Here is an 18,629-nt window from a genome sequence, read left to right on the forward strand (position 1 = left end):
CATGACATCCTCTCAGGCGTTGACAGCGTGTTTGCGCCGGGCAGTACCGGGCCATCCGCATAAACATTATTGTTATGTTATAACATAACAATTGAAGCTGTCATCCCTTACCTTCCACAGGGTGTCTTTTATTTTTCTATCGGTTTGCCGCCATAATCGCCAGCTGAGTGATGCCCCGGAGTTGCAGGTCCTTCGCCGCTTTTGCCGCGCGGATCCCGCTGGCGCACACCAGAACGATGCGGCAATCCGCAGGGGGCTGCCAGTGATTGAGTTCCTCAGGCAGCACCCGGTGAACGTGACTCGCCACGCTGTCGGGGGCTTCCTCGCGGCTACGCAGTTCAACAATACAGTCTTCACTGTTCAGCAGGTGGCGATCGATAAACGGCACGACAGGTTGGTCAGGCTCACCGGCACCGTCAAAACGGAACGGGCGGAAATGCCACGTGGTGAAATCGCAATTGATCAGACAGCCCAGCGGTGAAGGCGTCAGCCCGAGCAGAATACTGAGGGTCATCTGCGCCTGCATGGCACCCAGCGTGGCCACCGCCGGGCCCATGACACCTGCCGTGTTACAGTTCGCCGCGCTGCCCGGAAGTTGTGGGAACAGGGCACGATAACTCGGGGCAGTGCCACAGAAGCCCCCAACATAGCCCTGACGACCGAGTACCGAGGCGCTGACCAGCGGAATATGACGCGGTTGACAGGTATCGGAAAGCAGATAGGTGACGGCAAAATTATCGGCGGCATCGATCGCCAGATCGATACCGTCCAGCGCGTCGGCCATCATGCTGGCACTCAGTGCCTGCGGCCGTGCATCGACTACGCAGTCCGGGTTACGTGCATTGAGTGCACGCTGCGCGCAGTCGACTTTACGCTTCCCGCAGTCCTGCATACTGTACAGCGTCTGGCGGTGCAGGTTGTGCTCCTCTACCCGGTCCCCGTCATACACCCTGATGTAGCCCACCCCGGCCCCGGCCAGCAGTGGCAGCAGTGTGGCACCCAGCCCGCCAGCACCGATCACCAGCACGCGGGCTTGCAGCAGGGCCTGTTGCCCTGCCTCGCCGATCTCAGGCAGCATGGTTTGTCGTTGATATCGGTCCATCCGTTATGGCTCCCGTGAGAGAAATTGCGCCATACCAAAAATCGGCGTGGAGGCGCTGGCCATATCACGGCGCTCTACCAGGCCGGCATGACAGGCATCGTGACCGGCGTGGATAGCGGCAGAAAACGCCCCGGCCATGCGTACCGGATCCTGTGCTTTGGCCACGGCCGTATTCAGCAGGATACCGTCAAAGCCCATTTCCATTGCCTGTGCAGCCTGGCTGGGTGCGCCGATCCCGGCATCGATAATCAGTGGAATGCCTTTAAACCAGGCACGCATTGAACGCAGCCCCTCAATGTTGCGTAACCCCTGGCCGGAGCCAATCGGCGCGCCCCACGGCATCAGCAGCTCACAGCCCGCTTCAATCAGCTTTTCGCCGAGGATCAGATCTTCCGTGGTATAGGGAAACACCTGGAATCCCTCAGCGCACAGGATGCGGGCGGCTTCCACCAGGGCAAAGGGGTCGGGTTGCAGCGTATCAGCGTGACCAATCACCTCCAGTTTTATCCAGCGGGTATTAAAGACTTCGCGCGCCATATGCGCCGTGGTCACCGCCTCTTTTACACTATGACATCCTGCGGTATTGGGCAGCACCCGCTTGTTCAGCCCGGTTAGCAGGTCGCGAAATGCCGCACCCTGCCGCCCTTCACGGCGCAGACTGACGGTAATGATTTCGCTGCCGGAGGCCTCAATCGCCTGTTGCAGGATCGCCGGAGAGGGATACCCGGCAGTGCCGAGCAAAAAACGTGACTGCGGAATAAAATCGTAAAACATGTTTTACCCTCCCTGCATCGGTGATAACACTTCAAGCTCACAGCCTGCGGTCAGTGGCTGTGTTTCATAGCGCGAGCGTGGGACGAACTCGCCGTTAAGGGCGCTGGCCACGCAGCCCGCATCCATCTGCTGTTCACGCAAAAGTTCCGCCAGCGTGCGGGCGGTGGTGTCGATCGGGAGGCCGTTAAGCTGGATTTTCATATCAGGTTTTCCTGCTGCAGTTGCAGCATCAGTTTTTCCGCCATGACTGGCGCGAGAAGAAAGCCGTGGCGATACATGCCGTTCAGGGACCAGACGCCGTTCTGGTAGCGAATGGCGGGGATATTATTGTGATAAGCGGGGCGCAACCCGGTGCCGCTTTCCAGTATCCGCGCTTCAGCCAGCGCAGGGTGGATAGCCCAGGCGGCGCTGAGCAGTTCCATCATGGCGCGTGCGCTGATCGGGCTGTTATCGTCGCTTTCCACCATCGTTGCACCCAGCATAAAGCGCCCTCCGGCACGCGGCACCAGATAGCAGGGAAAACGGGGATGCAGCAGGCGGATGGGGCGTGAGAACTGCACCTCTTCACTGTGCAGGATCAGCATCTCCCCGCGTACGGCGCGTAGCTCAGGCAGATCAGGGGCTGCATGAATCCCCCGGCAGTCAATGACTGTCCCGCCGGGATTGCCCGTATGAAAAGGAATACCCCTGCGTTGCAGGGTCGCCCGTAGCTGGTGCAGCGCACTGCGTGGATCAAGGTGTGCTTCCCCGGCAAAGAACAGCCCACGGGCAAAACGCCCTTCCAGCGCGGGTTCCAGCGATGCCGGCTCTACCCACTGATGCGCCCGCGTCATGCGGGCAAAACGGCTGAGTTCGGGGGTATCACGTGCGGGTGCCACCACCAGAGTGCCGTGATGTTCCACTCCCTGAATGCGGGCCGACCACCAGGGCGCGGAACGCTGACCCAGTGCGATCACCTCTTCGGGGGCACTTTCACCTTCGCACCAGGGGGCGAGCATACCGCCCGCCCAGTGCGATGCGGCACAGTGCTGCTCTGCGGTGATCACTTCAACGGATTCACCCCGTTCAGCAAGTAACGTGGCAACACAAAGCCCGGCGACGCCATCACCGATCACCGACCAGCGGCTCATGATGTGCGGTTTCCGGTACAAATAAAGGGGGGAATAAAGGGTTTCACGTTAGCCTCTCAATCGATGCGGAGACCCGTGATACAGAGTAAGGAAAAGACGGGGATGATCAGAAACCAGCCCACGTGGCAGGTACCCTGGCGGCGATACTGTTCGCCATCGGGTACGCGTCTTCCTACGCCAGTATCAACTGGGTCAGGTTCTAAGGGTCGCTAAGCCGCGAAAAATCGCTCATTAGCCTCTCAGTCTCTCTGGCGAGACTCCCCTGACAGGGACTAGTTGTATTTTACCGGGTGACAATCGTCAAGTGACATGAGGTTTTCGTACGAAAAAAGCTATGTAAAATGAGACGGTGAAATTTTTTTTAATTGAATGCTCAATCAATAAAAACTATCATTCCTGTTCTTGTTTACACAAAATTTACTTTCAGGGGGCGACGTAGATCAAAAACACTAACGATTAATCAATATATTACACCTGATAATCACCCTGATGGTTCTCCCAGTGTAATTAGCGGATATACGGCGGATGTTACCCAGTATGCGCTAATGCGCGCTTCGCAGAGCGGACTTCAGGTTATTTTCTTGAGCATTTTTTGCGGAGACATTATGCCGACGACTGAAATACCAGGAAAACCTCAAAAAGATCGTATTAATCCCGTGGTTTTCTATACCTCAGCAGCGCTTATCCTGCTGTTCTCCTTTACCACTATCCTGTTCACTGATTTTTCCGACCGCTGGATTAATCGCACCCTCGACTGGGTATCCAACACCTTCGGCTGGTACTACCTGCTGGCGGCCACGCTGTACATCGTGTTCGTGATTTTCATGGCCTGCTCACGCTTTGGCTCCATCAAGCTCGGTCCTGAACAGTCGAAACCTGAATTCAGTCTGATGAGCTGGGCGGCCATGCTGTTCGCTGCGGGTATCGGTATCGACCTGATGTTCTTCTCGGTGGCGGAACCGGTCACCCAGTATATGATGCCACCGGAAGGCCAGGGCCAGACGATGGAAGCGGCGCGTCAGGCGATGGTCTGGACGTTGTTCCACTACGGTCTGACTGGCTGGTCCATGTATGCCCTGATGGGCATCGCCCTCGGCTACTTCAGCTACCGTTATGGCCTGCCGCTCACTATCCGTTCGGCGCTCTACCCTATTTTTGGTAAGCGCATTAACGGGCCCATTGGTCATACCGTGGATATCGCTGCCGTGCTGGGGACCATCTTTGGTATTGCCACCACGCTCGGTATTGGCGTGGTACAGCTTAACTACGGGCTGAAGGTGCTGTTTGACGTACCGGAAGGGCTGACAGCGCAGGCCGGGCTGATTGTCCTGTCGGTGATCATGGCCACCATCTCTGTGACCTCCGGGGTGAATAAAGGCATTCGCTTCCTGTCGGAACTCAACGTGTTACTGGCCTTTGGTCTGATCCTGTTCGTGCTGTTTGTTGGCGATACCAGCTTCCTGCTGAACGCGCTGGTGCTCAACGTCGGGGATTATATCAACCGCTTTATGGGCATGACGCTGAACAGTTTCGCCTTTGACCGTCCGACCGAATGGATGAACAACTGGACGCTGTTCTTCTGGGCCTGGTGGGTTGCCTGGTCGCCGTTTGTCGGTCTGTTCCTCGCACGTATCTCCCGTGGACGTACCATTCGTCAGTTTGTGGTGGGAACGCTGACCATTCCGTTTATCTTCACCCTGCTGTGGTTGTCGATCTTCGGTAACAGCGCACTGTATGAGATCATTCACGGCAATATGGCTTTCGCTGAGGAGACCATGGCGCATCCGGAGCGGGGTTTCTACAGTCTGCTGGCGCAGTATCCTGGCTTTACCTTCAGTGCCTCGGTGGCCACCATTACCGGACTGCTGTTCTATGTTACCTCCGCTGACTCCGGCTCCCTGGTGCTGGGTAACTTTACCTCGCGTCTGGCCGACATCAATAATGATGCGCCCAACTGGCTGCGTATCTTCTGGTCGGTTGCCATTGGTGTGCTGACGCTGGGGATGCTGATGGTGAACGGCGTCACAGCATTACAGAAAACCACGGTGATCATGGGGCTGCCGTTCAGCTTTGTGATCTTCTTTGTGATGGCCGGTCTGTATAAATCATTGCGCGTGGAAGATCATCGCCGTGCCAGTGCAACAGTGAACACGCCACCGGTACCGGTATCGCGCGACGATCGCCTTAACTGGAAACAGCGTATCTCGCGTGTGATGAACTATCCGGGCACGACTCATACGCGTAAAATGCTGGATGAGGTCTGCCGCCCTGCCATGGAAGAGGTGGGACGTGAGCTGGAGCGCCGAGGGGCGAAAGTGCAGGTGAATGAGCTGCCCGCCGTGGATGACGAGCGTCTGAACCATCTGGAACTGCTGGTGGATATGGCTGATGAGCAGAGCTTCCTCTACCAGATTTGGCCGCAGCGTTATTCGGTTCCGGCGTTTACTTATCGTGCACGCAGTGGGAAATCGGACTACTTCCGTCTGGAGACCTTCCTGCTGGAGGGGACACAGGGCAACGATTTGATGGACTACACCCGTGAGCAGATCATCAATGACATTCTCGACCAGTATGAACGGCACCTGACCTTCCTGCATATTCACCGGGAAGCGCCGGGTAACGCCATGCCTTTCCCCGAAGCGTAACGGGTATAAAAACCAGACTCCGGTCTGGTTTTTTTTGCATCAAACGGGGATAATCATCTTTTAATGGTCTATATTCAGACCGGTTGCGCAACACGTTCAACGGGAGAATCCAGTGAGAGTAGAAACGATCAGCCACATTAAAAAAAATGCCGCCACGCTCGACGTCTCCGAGCCTATCATCGTGACGCAGAATGGTATCCCGGCCTACGTTATCGAATCCTATGCTGACAGGCAGGCTCGCGACAGTGCCGTTGCGTTGCTGAAACTGATGACGTTATCGGAAAAAGATGCGGCTGAGGGTAAGGTTTACTCACGCGATCAACTGTTAGCCAGTCTGGATAACTAACCGGAATGGCAGATGTCACGATTGAATACACCGGGACGGCAAGAAGCACATTATTGCAGTTGAGAAATCATCTTATCGCCTGCGGCGTTGCGCCTTTTCCCGTCATTGAGTGCATTATTGATGAGTTCGAAAGCAAAGTGTCCGCTTTTCCTGTGGGCTGCCAGCTGTGCCCTGAATTGCTAAAAATTGGTTCTGACCGCTATCGCGAATGCAATACGCAGAAGGATTACCGGGTACTTTACTCCGTCGACGGGTTTCGGATTCGGGCACACGCGGTACTGTCTCAACGACAGGATATTGTGCAGCTTTTGTATCAGCGACTGATTGAGTTTTGATACCCGGTTTCTTCCGGGTACCGCCTTTCAGGCGAAGCGTTTCGCCCCCGCCACGCAGAGAATAATCGCGCCCGCACAGGCCACCATTCCGAGGGCTACGGGTTCATGAAGGAACAGGGCGCTGAGCAGCAGCCCGAAAAAAGGTTGCAGAAGCTGGAGCTGCCCTACCCCGGCAATGCCCCCCAGTGCCAGCCCGCGATACCAGAATATAAACCCAATCAGCATGCTGAACAGAGAGACGTAGCCGAGGCTGAGCCAGGCGGGAACGCTGATGCCCTGCCAGCTGTGCGGTAAATTGATCAGACCTGTCACCGCCATCACCGGCAGCGCCAGCAGCAGTGCCCAGCTGATCACCTGCCAGCCACCAAGCCGCCGCGATAGCCCTGCCCCTTCTGCGTAGCCCAGACCGCACAGCAGAATAGCGGCCACCATCAGCAGATCCCCGGTTAACGATCCCGCCTGGTCGCTTGCGATGGCAAATCCCGCAACGATGCCTGCACCCAGCAGGGAGAACAGCCAGAATGCCGGGCGGGGGCGTTCACCGCCTCTGAGTACGCCAAAAATGGCGGTGGAAAGCGGTAACAGACCGATAAACACCAGCGAATGCGCCGCAGTCATCTCTCGCAGGGCAAGCGCGGTCAGCAGCGGAAAACCCACGACGACGCCAGTGGCGACAATTAACAGCGACAGGGCATCACTGCGCGCAGGACGTTTCTGACGTAATAGCAGTAATAATCCCCCGGCCAGTAACGCTGCAATGACCGCGCGGGCAGAGGTCAGAAACAGCGGCGAGAATCCCCCGATCGCTACCCTGGTCGCAGGCAGTGACCCGCTGAAAATGATCACCCCGGAAAGCCCACTCCACCACCCTGCTGTTGCTCGCGCCATATGTCCTCTGCTATGAATATAAACGGTAAACTCCCGCTGATAGTAGAGCGCATCGCGTGCAGTTCGAAGATACACTGCCATACAATTTCGTTGTTCTGTATGGCTTACACTACCCATACAGTTGATGGCTGAAAAACCGATGACCCGCACAGAAACTCTGATTGATGATATCCGCCGCAGGATCGTGACAGGCGCGCTGGCCCCCGGCGAGCGGCTGGCATCGGTACGTCGCTATGCCGCTATGATGACCGTGTCACCTTCTACGGTGGTGGAAGCTTATGATCGGCTGGCAGCCGAAGGGCTGATCCGTGCGCGTCGCGGGTCCGGTTTTTACGTTTCCAGCACCCCGCTGGTGACGCGTAGCCTGGCGGATACCCGCAGTGCACGTCGCCGTGAAGTCGATCCGTTCTGGGTTTCACGTCAGTCGCTGGATGCCAGTGCGGATGAGCTGACGCCCGGCTGTGGATGGTTGCCTGCCGACTGGATGCCTGATGAGGCGTTGCGAAAAGGCCTGCGCCAGCTAACGCGTTCACCCGATACCCTGCTGACGGACTACGGCAGTTCACGCGGTTCAATCGTCTTACGGCGTCTGCTGCTGGCACGCTTTGCCCAGGAAGGGCTGTCGGCGTCAATGGAACAACTGATGCTGACCGGGTCGGGTAGCCAGGCGCTGGATTTACTCTGCCGGTTTCTGCTGCGTCCGGGTGACAGCGTGGTGGTGGACGATCCCTGCTACTTCAATTTTCAGGCGCTGCTGCGTGCCCATCAGGTGAATATTGTTGGCGTGACCTATACCCCAACCGGGCCGGATATCGCGGTGTTTGAACAGGTCCTCGCGACGGTGCGTCCCCGCCTGTATATCACCAACTCCGCGCTGCATAATCCCACCGGCGCCTGTCTTTCCGCGCAAACCGCCTATCGGGTGCTGAGTGCCGCCGCGGCAAACGACACCCTGATTATTGAGGATGATATCTTTGCCGACTTCGAACCCGATCCTTCCCCTCGGCTGGCAATCCCCGATGGGCTTGATCGTGTTATCCGCACGGGCAGCTTCTCGAAAACGCTCTCGGCTTCCGTGCGCTGTGGCTATATCGCCTGTCGCGCAGAGTGGATTGAAGGACTGATTGACCTGCAAATTGCCACCAACTTCGGTGGCCCCAGCCCATTATCCAGCGAGCTGATCGCCAGCGTACTGGCCGGGGGAAGCTATCGTAAACATCTGGCTGACGTCATCACGCGATTGGATCGCGCCAGAAAAGAGGCCACCGAACGCCTGAGCGCGCTGGGGATTACTCCGTGGATGGTGCCACGCGGCGGTTTCTACCTCTGGTGTCGCCTGCCGGAGGGCGTTGACTCTGCACTGATCGCCCAGCGTTGCCGGGAAGAGGGTGTCGTACTTGCCCCGGGGAATGTGTTCAGCGTTTCCCAGTCAGCGACAGCATATTTGCGTTTCAACGTGGCGCATCTGAATGCCCGTGTTTACCGCGTATTGCAACAGGCGATAGCGGAACAGCAGTCTTAAAGTGAAGTAGATCAGGTCATTTTTTGTCCATTATGAGGATAGTGTGATCTGACAGGCACAAACAGATCGTTATTTTATTTAGGCTGCCCGTCATGCGGTACGGGTTATATGCACTCTGGCAGTGGTGGCGGTGCGGGGAAATGCATTGTCGGGGATCTTCGTTTTGAACATTATTTCGATAAAGCCAGCCCAAACCTTCTGCAGTATTGCCTGACCGGAAAACATATCCCGGAGGCGGTACTGATCATGCGCAAAGCAGGCGGTTCTCCACTGGAATATCTGCGTATCACGCTTCAGGAAATTATTATTACCGGGGTTGAGTCTGTCGGTTATAACACCATGCCTGCCGCCAGAGAGGAGGTCGCACTCTCTTTCTCACGCGTAAAGGTTGATTATGTTCTACAGAATGCGGAAGGGACATCTGCGGGTACGATTTCTACAGGGTTCGACATTAAAGCGAATGCCATCATTTAAGTAAGCTGAACACAAGGAAGGGTAAATATGTTATTTGTGGATAAAAATGGTTTAGTAGATGCAACACGTATTAGTGTAAAACGATTCCGTACGATAGAACGTGGGGATATGGATCAAGTGAATGGGATTGTGGTGCATCAGACCGGTGGTTCAACTGCTGAGAGTGCTTTCAATAGCTACCAAAGTGCAGGTGCAAACGGCGCTCATTTCTTGATAGATAAAGAAGGTAAGATCTATCAAACCGCGTCATTGTTTAAAGTGACAAATCATGTTGGAAATATAAGATCCAGGTGTTACATGGAGAAAAAATGCACTCCATCTGAGATTTCCACAATAAGACCATTTTTAAATAAATATAAAAAACTTTCTCATTTAGAACAGAAGAAATCATATCCTGAAAGGTATCCAGCGAATTTCGACTCATTAGGCATTGAAGTTGTGGGTAAACCTGTTTCCGGTGAGGGAGAAAATGCCATTTATGAAACAGTCAATGATGCACAAAACAGTGCATTAAAATGGCTTGTTTATGAATTGTCGGATACGTTGAAAATATCAATGTCTGAGGTGTTTAGACATCCGGAAGTGTCATACAAAGTTAAGACTGAGGCAGGCACTGCAAAATGGTAAGGTACGGCTATTTTATATTATTATTGGTATTCGCCATCCCTGTAGCTTTTGCAACACATGTACCGTCCAGGAAAATTGTTGAGATAAAAATCAATGAAGTGGGTAAAAGCGAAGATGCATCGGAAAATGTTAAAAGTGGCTGTCGGACATTCGTCATTACAGAGGTGGATGTAAGATCCTTTTTTTCAAAATCTTATCCAGTTCCATTAAAATTCAATGTTCACGATCGCTATTCTCCCTGCTTTTCCAGAGGTGAAGTTAAGTTTAGCGATAACACACGAGGCGAGTGGAAAATATCCTCCAGTGGCGGGGGAACCTTGCTCTGGGATACTGGAGATGTGGCAACATTATTTTATGATGACTATCAATGGACAGATCCGTTTGAAGACACGTACAGCAGCGAGAACTGAAAAATGGTCAATATAAAGTTAATGGCATTTTTTATCATTTATTTATTTTCAGGTTTTTCATATTCAAAGGAGGTCAAAAATATTGAGAACCTCAAATATGACATCGTCGATGAAGGGCGCAGTAAGGTTGAGCAGGAAGGGTGTGCATTGTTCAGACCTACTAAGGAACAACTTACTGACTACTTTAATCAGGCTGATAAAATGGACGAAGGTGGCTCAGTAGGGCATCAGTATTATTCACCGTGCATAACAGTAGGAAAAGTTACCTTCGAAGACGGAAATTCAGTGAGCTTTACACTACAGTCAAGTGGATTCACTTCGGGTAACTTCGGGAACAAAGAGGCCATCTATTTTTTTCACAAAGACAACAAATGGTATGACCCTTTCGAGTGTACTTATGCCATGGGCGATGAATCCGAACCGGGATGCGATTAAACAGCCTGATAAAACGGATAAAGCCTTACCGCCTGGAGTACGTCTTCACTGGCGTACTCCGTTTCTGCCTTCACATTAAAAATCCTCTCGTTCCTGGCATGTCGGTTGGTCTCGCTCAGACATCCAATCCGCGCTGGCTGTCGTTTCATCCTCACCCGTTTTACCCATCTCCCCCCGCAGTTTTTCCAGTAGCCACAGCAATGCCGGGTCGTGACTGCGGCGGGTGTTCCACATCAGGGAGAGCGTAAAGTCCGGGGCGCTGACCGGAACGGCGCTACGGCATAAACCATAATGGTCAACCCAGCCGCTGGCCAGCCCGGTGGGAACGGTGGTCAGCGCGGGGATCTGCTTCAGCATTAACGGCAGTGACGAGAAATGCGGCGTCACATAGCGTACCCGGCGAGTGAGATTCTGGCGGCCCAGCTGTTCGTCTATCTGGCTGTGGCTGGCTCCCCGATAAGAAACCAGAAGGTGATCGTGAGAGAGATATTCTTCAATGGTTAGCGGCGAAGTAAGTGCTAACTGGTGGGGGTGCCAGAGCGTACAAAACCCCATGCGAACGACAGGCTCACGGATGACATCCGCAGGCGCCCCCTGCCCGACAGAGATCGCCACATCAACCTTATCGCGCTGCACCAGCTCTTCGTCGAGAAACGGATCGCTGGCCGTCGTCTGCAGTTGGATTCCGGGTGCCTCGCTGGCGAGTGTCGCCAGCAGCCCCGGCATCAGCCAGCGTTCCACCCAGTCACTCATCCCCAGGCGGAAAGTGTGCTCGTCCGTTGTCGGGTTAAATGTGGGCGGCTGAAACAGCACCTGCTGCATCTGTTCCATCATCGGCAGCAGTGAGGCGACCAGCGCCTCCGCACGCGGCGTCGGCGCCATGCCTTTTGCCGTGCGCACAAACAGCGGATCGTTAAACATGGTGCGCAGCCGCGCCAGCGCGCCGCTGACGGCAGGTTGCCCCAGATGCAGCCGCTCAGCCGTACGGGATACGCTCCCCTCCCGGTGCAGCACCAGCAGCACCGTCAACAGGTTCAGGTCAATGCGACTAAAATCATTTTCTCTGATGTTGCTCATTATTTTAATCGATTTGAATGATGATGAGGCGGTCAGGATACTGTCATCCACGCCAAAACAACACGACTAAGTGAGACTATCATGACGCTTCTGAAAATGCTGATCGCCAGCCTGGCCCTTTCCGGCACTGCCCTGGCGGCGACAGCGCCAGCTCCGCTGGAAACTCAGGCTCCGGGCTATTACCGTATGACGCTGGGCAAGCTGCGCATCACCGCCGTGTCTGACGGCACGGTCACGATTCCGCTGGACAAATTACTGACTCATATCTCCCCGCAGCAGTTGCGTGAACGGTTGGCCGCCGATGCCATGACTCCGCAGGTGGAGACCTCGATCAATGCCTTTGTGATTGATAATGGCCAGCAGCGGGTACTGGTGGATGCGGGAGCCGGGGATCTGTTCGGCGACAACGGCGGGCATCTGCTGGAAAATCTGGCGGCAGCAGGCTATCCGGCAGAGACCATCAATGCGGTGCTGTTAACGCATATCCATGCCGATCACTCTGGGGGTGTTTCACGCAGCGGCAGGCCGGCGTTCCCCAATGCGCAGGTGTATGTGGAAAAGAAAGATGCGGATTTCTGGCTCAATTCTGCTAACACCAGCAAGGTGGAAACCAGCCAGGCGCATACCTTTGCCGAGTCTGAACGTACGCTGCGCCCGGTAATTGATGCCGGTCGCCTGACGACCTTCGCTGCGCCGGCTACGGTATTCGCTGGCATCCGGGCGGTTCCGACAGCAGGACACACACCGGGCAGTGTGGTCTATCGTGTGGAAAGTGAAGGGCAGACGCTGGTACTGTGGGGCGATATCATTCATGCGAAAACGGTGCAGATGCCGGATCCCCATGTGGCGATTCACTTTGATGTGAATCAGCAGCAGGCCGTGCGGACGCGTGAAGCGGTACTGGCGCAGATGGCGCAGGAAGGTGACTGGGTAGCGGCCGCACATATTGCTTTCCCGGGATTCGGTCATGTCAAACGTGACGGCAGCGGCTACCGTTGGGTGGCGGCAAATTATACCACTCAGTTAAGCCATTAATTATTCCGGGGCACGTCAGTGCCCCGAACTGTGTTTTTATCCTATCAGTACCTATTTTTCTTTCCTGCCTGAGAGTAAGCTTTTAACTACGCATCGTTATCATATATTTATCTTTCACAGTTATTCATCATGCTGTTAATAATTGTCTCACCTTAACGCCACAAAGGTGGAGCGATCATGACTGAACGTATTCGTTTAGCTAAACCGGAAGACGCTGAATTACTGCATGATCTGTTACAACGTGCCTATGCACCGTTATTAACGCAGGGTATTCATTTCACCATTACCCAGGCCTCGGTGGCGGATGTTGCCGCCGTCATTGCCAGTGAATCCACCTTCGTCCTGGAACAGAACGGACAACCGGTGGCCACGCTGACGGCACGCTTCCCGTGGACTGAGACCAGGCGGCAGCTGGCGCCGTGGCCGTTCCTGCACTGGTTTGCCGTTGATCCGGCTCACAAAGGCCAGGGGCAAGGCAGCCGGATTATCCGCTATGTCGAAGAAAGTTTTCTGCGCGACACCTTAAAATCGCCTGCCGTTTATTTAGCCACCGCCATTAAACATCCCTGGCTGACCGATCTCTATTTACGCCGCGGCTATCAACCTTTTCACCGGGCAATTAATCCACTGGGCGTGGAACTGGTGTATTTAACCAAGGTGCTCGATCAGCAGCGATATCAAAACGCCAAAATAAAAGAATACGTGCACGACTTTATTGAAACCTCACTCACCGCCTGAGCGCGTTGATGACTTATCTGGGAAAACTATGCGCTTAAATAATAAAGTGGCCATGATGGCCACGTTGTCATTGCTGTCGATCTCTATTGCCTCTTCTTTTGCTGCTGATAAACCGCGTTCCGGAGGCACTTTAACCTGGGGTGTGGAAACCGAGCCTAATACGCTCAACCCTCAGCTCAATGGCCAGTCAAAGGCCGAACTGATCCTGCGCGTGGCCTATGAGTCCCTGCTGGCACGTAAGGCCGATGGCAGCTTCGTTCCGTGGCTGGCCGAGCGCTACCGCGTTGAAGACGGCGGGAAACGCCTGCACTTCACCCTGCGTAAGGATGTGCACTTTTCCGATGGTGAAAAGTTCAACGCCCATGCGGTGGCGGAAAACTTCCGCCATATTCAGGATCCGGCCTACTGCGCAGGCTCAAGCCTGTGTGCACTGGGCGGCCATATCGCCACGGTGGAAACCCCGGATGACAGTACGCTGGTGATTACACTGAAAGACGCGTATTCGCCCTTCCTCTCCTTTGCTGCCGGGCTGAAGTTGATTTCGCCAAAATCCTGGCAGTCGCCGCAGTTGAAATCAGGCGGAACCGATCTCGCCGGAACGGGGCCGTTTATTCTCCAGCGCTACGAAAAAGGCCAGCAGATTGTCTATGTGAAAAACAAAGATTATCGCTGGGCATCGGCCAACGCGGCGCATCAGGGGCCGGCCTGGCTTGATGGTGTGACCTACCGTTTCCTGCCTGAATCTTCAGTGCGTACCGGGGCGTTGTTATCAGGTCAGGTGGATCTGGTTGAAGGGGTTTCCGGGAACGATGCGGCTGAATTTAAAGATAACCCTGACTTCAGCTATCAGCATGCGCTGAATGCCGGCACGCCTTACTCGCTCTTCCTGAATGTGGAATATGGCCCGACCCGCGAGCAGAAAGTGCGTCAGGCGCTGCTACAGGGCCTGGATATTGATCCGATCCTGAAGTCGATCTATCGCGGCGAACGCACCCGCGTCTGGGGCATCACCTCACCGGTTGATCCGCTGTATGACGCAGGTCTGGAAGGCAAATACGGCAATAACCCGACGCTGGGTAACCAGTTGCTGGACGAAGCGGGCTGGACATCGCGGGATGCGGAAGGGTTCCGTACGAAGAACGGTCAGCGACTGAGCATTGAAATTATTCAGGCGCAGGCCACGGTGCGCGATCAGCGTGACGTGCTGTTGCAGGCCATTCAGGCCCAGGCGCGCCAGCGACTGGGCGTTGAGCTGAAGCTGCGTTATGTCGACTCCGGCACCTACAGCGAGCTGCGTAACAGCGGGCAGTTTGGGTCGATTGCCAACTCCAATACCGAAACCGACGGGATCGATATTGAAAACCACTACCTGCCGGTGAAGGCGGGAGGGGCAATTAACTACAGCCGCACATCGGCACCTGAACTGCTGCCGTGGCTGAAAGCCGCCTCCTCCACGCTCGATACCTCTGCGCGTCGCGGCTTCTATGGCCAGCTGCAACAGTTTGCGATTGTGCAGCAGGCGGTGGCCATCCCGTTATACGAGCCGGAAGATCAGATTGCCGCCGCCAGCTACGTGCAGGGTGCCGGCTTCCGTCCCTTCAAACAGATGCCGGAAAATGCGTACGACATCTGGTTAAGCGATCACTAAAGGCAAACATCATGAGCAGCGAAACCACGCCCCTCCTTAAACATGTCGTGCGGTCACGTCCGGCCCCTGCCACCACATTGTGGTGGCGTATTAGCGGCCGCATTGGCGGTGGTGTTCTGGTGCTGTGGGCGGCGGTCAGTCTGTCGTTTGTTGGCGTCTGGCTGGCACCGGGTGACATTGTCAGCCTGCTGGTGGGTGAGCAGGTACGTACACCGGCCATCGAAGCGGCTATCCGCGCCGAGTGGGGGCTGGATCAACCGCTGTGGCAGCAGTATCTGAGCTATCTGTGGCGAATTGCTCATGGTGATTTTGGTCGTTCCTATCTGCTGAACGTCGATGTGGGACCGCTGGTGGGATCACAGTTATTGCCCACGCTGAAACTGACCGGTGCAGCGCTGGTGGTCAGCGTGATCTTTGCACTGGTCGTCGCCGTGACCACGGCGCATCGTCGCTGGGGACGCCGGCTGGCGAGCGGGCTGGAGCTGGTACTGGCTTCCACCCCGTCGTTCTGGCTGGGCATTGTTCTGCTGTTTGTTTTCAGCTTTACGTTGCGCTGGTTTCCGGTGGCCGGGGATCGCAATTTCTCCGCGCTGGTTTTGCCGGCGCTGTCGCTCGGGCTGGCCCAGGGGGCCGTCGTGTCTCAGGTGTTGCGTCGCGGTCTGGAAGATGCGCTCGATCAGCCGTTTTCGCTGACGCTGCGTGCCTGGGGCATCGGTAATCTGCAGATACGTCTGCGCCATGCCCTGCGTCATGCTGCCCTGCCTGCGGTCACCCTCACAGGCTGGCTGGTTGGCGGTCTGCTCAGTGGCGCGGTGATCACCGAACAGGTGTTCAGCCGTCCCGGTCTGGGCAAAGTGACGGTGGACGCGGTACTGGGGAAAGACCTGCCGGTAGTGCTGGCCGTGGCGATCCTGTCCGCATTGATTTATGTGGTGATGAGCACGCTGGTGGACATTCTCTATCTGTTACTGGATCCCCGCTTACGCCATCAGGCACAGGAGTAAAAAATGTCGGATATCGCCAGTTTACGCGTACCGCTGCGCCTGCCCGTTGGGCTGGTGCTGTCACTGCTGTTTCTTACCGTTCTGACGCTGGCAGCCTGCTTCCCCGGCTGGCTGGCACCGGACGACCCGCTGCTGGCTGACCCGGTTAACGCCATGCAGGCCCCCTCCTGGCAGCACTGGTTAGGGACCGATCAACTGGGGCGCGATCTACTAAGCCGTGTGATTTACGGCAGTCGTTATTCACTGCTGATTTCCGTTGCCGCGATGATGCTGGCGGTACTGGGTGGCTGTCTGCTGGGATTGCTGGCGGGGCTGGCGCGGGGTGTTCTCGATGAAGCCATTGGCCGCACGCTGGATGTGATTTCAGCCTTCCCGGATCTGCTGCTGGCGCTGATGCTGATTGCCTTTACCGGACCCGGGACAACCAACCTGATCATTGCGCTGGGCGTGGCATCGGTGCCGCGCTTTGCGCGCGTGGTCAGGGCGCAGACGTTCATGGTGGCGCGTTCGGGCTACGTGGAACAGGCCCGTACCTTTGGCCTGCCCTGGCGGGTGCTGGTATGGCGCCATGTGCTGCCCCATGCGATAGCCCAGGTGCCTGCGCTGGCAACGCTGGGGCTGGGAACGGCCATTATCGGTACAGCCGGGTTGAGCTTCCTCGGCATGGGGCCACAGCCGCCGACAGCGGAGTGGGGGTTGATGCTGGCGGAAGGGCGTAACTATCTGCGCAACGCCTGGTGGACCGGCGTCTGGCCGGGTGTCGCCATCACGCTGACCGTGGTGGCGGTCAATACTCTCGGCCGCCACTGGCAGGCGCATTTTGAAGGGAAACGACTGTGACGGCACTGATTGATATTCACAACCTTAATATCCATTTTGGCCACCATCACGCGGTGCGCGATTTCAGCCTGACCCTGCAACCCGGTGAGTCGGTTGCGCTGGTGGGGGAGTCCGGTTCGGGTAAAACGGTGACGGCGCGGGCGCTGCTGGGGTTACAGGCCGCGGAGGCCAGGCTCAGCGCTGAGACGTTTAGCCTTATGGGGCAACCGGCTCTGAACCATTCTGAGCGTCAGTGGCGCAGGGTGCGCGGGAGACAAATCGGCTATGTGCTACAGGATGCGCTGGTGTCACTCGATCCCCTGCGTACCGTCGGGCAACAGCTGGCCGATGCATTGTGGGCTGCCCGGCAAACTCCGCCTGAAGCGATTAAGGCGCGCAGCCTGCAACTGCTGCATGAAGCAGGTATGGCTGATGCGCAACAGCGGCTGTCGGTTTATCCGCATCAGCTTTCCGGTGGCCTGCGTCAGCGGGTGCTGATTGCCTGTGCGCTGGCCGGGCAACCGGCCCTGCTGGTGGCGGACGAACCGACCACAGCGCTGGACATGACGGTGCAACAGCAGATCCTCACCTTACTGCGCAAACGGCGTGAACATGGTCAGGCACTGTTGCTTATCAGTCACGATCTGGCGGTGGTGGCCGAGCTCGCTGATCGTGTGCTGGTGATGCGTGAAGGTGAAGTGGTGGAGAGTGGTCCGACCCACGCGCTGTTGACGGAGCCACAGCATCCCTGGACCCGCCGTCTGTTGCAGGCTATCCCACGACCACAGAACCGTGGCCTGCGGCTGGCCTCGCCCGAACCACAGCGATTACCGGAGAAAGCGCCTCCCGGTGACGTGCTGATTAACGTCAATGGCGTGCACAAATACTATGACGACCGGCATGTGGTGAACAATGTGTCGTTTGAACTGCGTGCCGGGGAAACCCTGGGTGTGGTGGGTGAATCGGGTTCCGGCAAAAGCTCGCTGGCCCGGCTGGTGCTGGGGCTGATGGAGCCGCAACGCGGTGAGATCACCCTTGGCGGGCAGCGCTGGAGTCACCAGCCGGAAACGCAGCGCCGTGCACGCCGTCAGCAGATCCAGCTGATTGCGCAAGACCCGCTCAGCTCGTTTGATCCGCGTTACAACGTGGAGCGGCTGATCGGTGAGAGCCTGGATGCCGCAGGGGTGTATGGCGAAGCCCGCCGGCAGCGGGTGATACACCTGCTGGATGAAGTCAGTCTGAGCCGCAGCCTTTTGACGCGCTACCCGCGCGAGCTTTCCGGCGGTCAGCGTCAGCGCGTGGCCATCGCCCGTGCCTTTGCGCCTAATCCGGCACTGCTGGTGGCCGACGAGCCCGTCAGCGCACTCGATGTCTCTGTGCAGGCGCAGATCCTCGATCTTCTGGCCGATATGCAGGCCGAACACCGGACGGCACTGCTGTTTATTTCACATGATCTCGGCGTGATCCACCACGTTGCCGATCGGGTACTGGTGATGAAAGAAGGCCGTGTGGTGGAGAGCGGTGAGGTCGGACAGGTGTTTAACCGCCCTGTTCATCCCTGGACCCGACAATTACTGGAAGCGCTACCGGCACTGCCCGGCCGCGCTGCCTGAGCTATCC

19 protein-coding genes, 1 pseudogene and 1 riboswitch are annotated in these 18,629 nt (G+C 56.3%); of the genes and pseudogenes, 14 read left to right on the forward strand and 6 right to left on the reverse strand.

Translation table 11 applies throughout. The features are described from left to right. Window positions 1-136 precede the first annotated feature (136 nt). Genes FVB43_RS05115 through FVB43_RS05130 form a run of 4 tightly spaced genes read right to left on the reverse strand, consistent with a single transcriptional unit; the run spans window position 137 to window position 3,006 of the window. A complete protein-coding gene (locus FVB43_RS05115; RefSeq protein WP_167863514.1) occupies window positions 137-1,102 on the reverse strand; it encodes a HesA/MoeB/ThiF family protein in 966 nt (321 codons plus the stop codon). 3 nt (window positions 1,103-1,105) lie between these two features. Then, the gene (locus FVB43_RS05120; RefSeq protein ID WP_133846767.1) at window positions 1,106-1,876 is read right to left on the reverse strand and encodes a thiazole synthase; all 771 of its coding nucleotides are present in this window, start codon (window positions 1,874-1,876) and stop codon (window positions 1,106-1,108) included. 3 nt (window positions 1,877-1,879) lie between these two features. Then, the gene (thiS, locus tag FVB43_RS05125) at window positions 1,880-2,077 is read right to left on the reverse strand and encodes a sulfur carrier protein ThiS (RefSeq protein ID WP_133846768.1); all 198 of its coding nucleotides are present in this window, start codon (window positions 2,075-2,077) and stop codon (window positions 1,880-1,882) included. Further along, window positions 2,074-3,006 (reverse strand): FAD-dependent oxidoreductase, encoded by a 933-nt coding sequence (locus FVB43_RS05130; protein WP_167863515.1) that lies wholly within the window; start codon window positions 3,004-3,006, stop codon window positions 2,074-2,076. The genes thiS and FVB43_RS05130 overlap by 4 nt, the downstream gene beginning before the upstream one ends. Window positions 3,007-3,158: 152 nt before the next feature. Next, window positions 3,159-3,280: riboswitch (TPP riboswitch) on the reverse strand. 331 nt (window positions 3,281-3,611) lie between these two features. On the opposite strand from FVB43_RS05130, the gene FVB43_RS05135 reads away from it, so the two are divergent. The 3 genes from FVB43_RS05135 to FVB43_RS05145 all read left to right on the forward strand — a co-directional run bounded on the left by FVB43_RS05135 (window position 3,612) and on the right by FVB43_RS05145 (window position 6,332). Continuing rightward, on the forward strand, window positions 3,612-5,651 hold the full coding sequence (locus FVB43_RS05135; RefSeq protein ID WP_133846770.1) for a choline transporter: 2,040 nt from the start codon (window positions 3,612-3,614) through the stop codon (window positions 5,649-5,651). Window positions 5,652-5,763: 112 nt separating this feature from the next. Then, a complete protein-coding gene (locus FVB43_RS05140; protein WP_133846771.1) occupies window positions 5,764-5,997 on the forward strand; it encodes a type II toxin-antitoxin system Phd/YefM family antitoxin in 234 nt (77 codons plus the stop codon). Window positions 5,998-6,002: 5 nt separating this feature from the next. Beyond that, window positions 6,003-6,332 carry a type II toxin-antitoxin system RelE/ParE family toxin gene (locus FVB43_RS05145; protein ID WP_133846772.1) on the forward strand — a complete coding sequence of 110 codons (330 nt, stop codon included), beginning with the start codon at window positions 6,003-6,005 and terminating at the stop codon, window positions 6,330-6,332. Between the two features lie 27 nt (window positions 6,333-6,359). On the opposite strand, the gene FVB43_RS05150 is transcribed toward FVB43_RS05145, so the two are convergent. Continuing rightward, a complete protein-coding gene (locus tag FVB43_RS05150; protein WP_167863547.1) occupies window positions 6,360-7,220 on the reverse strand; it encodes a DMT family transporter in 861 nt (286 codons plus the stop codon). A gap of 139 nt (window positions 7,221-7,359) precedes the next feature. Between FVB43_RS05150 and FVB43_RS05155 the strand changes: the two genes are divergently transcribed. From FVB43_RS05155 to FVB43_RS05175, 5 genes and pseudogenes are all read left to right on the forward strand, one after another. Then, on the forward strand, window positions 7,360-8,742 hold the full coding sequence (locus FVB43_RS05155; protein ID WP_242462108.1) for an aminotransferase-like domain-containing protein: 1,383 nt from the start codon (window positions 7,360-7,362) through the stop codon (window positions 8,740-8,742). Between the two features lie 108 nt (window positions 8,743-8,850). Continuing rightward, window positions 8,851-9,216, forward strand: a pseudogene (locus FVB43_RS05160) (Hcp family type VI secretion system effector); the annotation flags it as partial. 27 nt (window positions 9,217-9,243) lie between these two features. Then, window positions 9,244-9,843, forward strand: coding sequence for a peptidoglycan recognition protein family protein (locus FVB43_RS05165; RefSeq protein ID WP_167863518.1), 600 nt, complete (start codon window positions 9,244-9,246; stop codon window positions 9,841-9,843). Continuing rightward, window positions 9,837-10,253: a hypothetical protein gene (locus FVB43_RS05170; protein ID WP_133846775.1), complete on the forward strand. Its 417-nt coding sequence runs from the start codon at window positions 9,837-9,839 to the stop codon at window positions 10,251-10,253. The genes FVB43_RS05165 and FVB43_RS05170 overlap by 7 nt, the downstream gene beginning before the upstream one ends. A 3-nt stretch (window positions 10,254-10,256) precedes the next feature. After that, window positions 10,257-10,688: a hypothetical protein gene (locus FVB43_RS05175; protein WP_133846776.1), complete on the forward strand. Its 432-nt coding sequence runs from the start codon at window positions 10,257-10,259 to the stop codon at window positions 10,686-10,688. 75 nt (window positions 10,689-10,763) lie between these two features. Here the strand turns inward: FVB43_RS05175 and FVB43_RS05180 are convergent, their stop codons facing one another. Next, window positions 10,764-11,765, reverse strand: coding sequence for a LysR substrate-binding domain-containing protein (locus FVB43_RS05180; protein WP_167863519.1), 1,002 nt, complete (start codon window positions 11,763-11,765; stop codon window positions 10,764-10,766). An 81-nt stretch (window positions 11,766-11,846) separates the two neighbouring features. On the opposite strand from FVB43_RS05180, the gene FVB43_RS05185 reads away from it, so the two are divergent. From FVB43_RS05185 to FVB43_RS05210, 6 genes are all read left to right on the forward strand, one after another. Further along, a complete protein-coding gene (locus FVB43_RS05185; RefSeq protein ID WP_159338401.1) occupies window positions 11,847-12,800 on the forward strand; it encodes an MBL fold metallo-hydrolase in 954 nt (317 codons plus the stop codon). Window positions 12,801-12,977: 177 nt separating this feature from the next. Continuing rightward, window positions 12,978-13,538 (forward strand): GNAT family N-acetyltransferase, encoded by a 561-nt coding sequence (locus tag FVB43_RS05190; protein WP_167863520.1) that lies wholly within the window; start codon window positions 12,978-12,980, stop codon window positions 13,536-13,538. Window positions 13,539-13,566: 28 nt separating this feature from the next. After that, window positions 13,567-15,186 (forward strand): ABC transporter substrate-binding protein, encoded by a 1,620-nt coding sequence (locus tag FVB43_RS05195; RefSeq protein ID WP_167863521.1) that lies wholly within the window; start codon window positions 13,567-13,569, stop codon window positions 15,184-15,186. Window positions 15,187-15,197: 11 nt separating this feature from the next. Then, complete coding sequence (locus tag FVB43_RS05200) at window positions 15,198-16,190, forward strand: ABC transporter permease (RefSeq protein WP_167863522.1); 993 nt, start codon at window positions 15,198-15,200, stop codon at window positions 16,188-16,190. A gap of 3 nt (window positions 16,191-16,193) precedes the next feature. Beyond that, the gene (locus FVB43_RS05205) at window positions 16,194-17,030 is read left to right on the forward strand and encodes an ABC transporter permease (protein ID WP_167863523.1); all 837 of its coding nucleotides are present in this window, start codon (window positions 16,194-16,196) and stop codon (window positions 17,028-17,030) included. Next, a complete protein-coding gene (locus tag FVB43_RS05210) occupies window positions 17,027-18,622 on the forward strand; it encodes a dipeptide ABC transporter ATP-binding protein (RefSeq protein WP_167863524.1) in 1,596 nt (531 codons plus the stop codon). Before FVB43_RS05205 ends, FVB43_RS05210 begins: the two co-directional genes overlap by 4 nt. The last annotated feature ends 7 nt before the right edge of the window (window positions 18,623-18,629 follow it).

The sequence above is a fragment of the Erwinia rhapontici genome (assembly GCF_012271765.1).
GTDB lineage: Bacteria > Pseudomonadota > Gammaproteobacteria > Enterobacterales > Enterobacteriaceae > Erwinia > Erwinia rhapontici.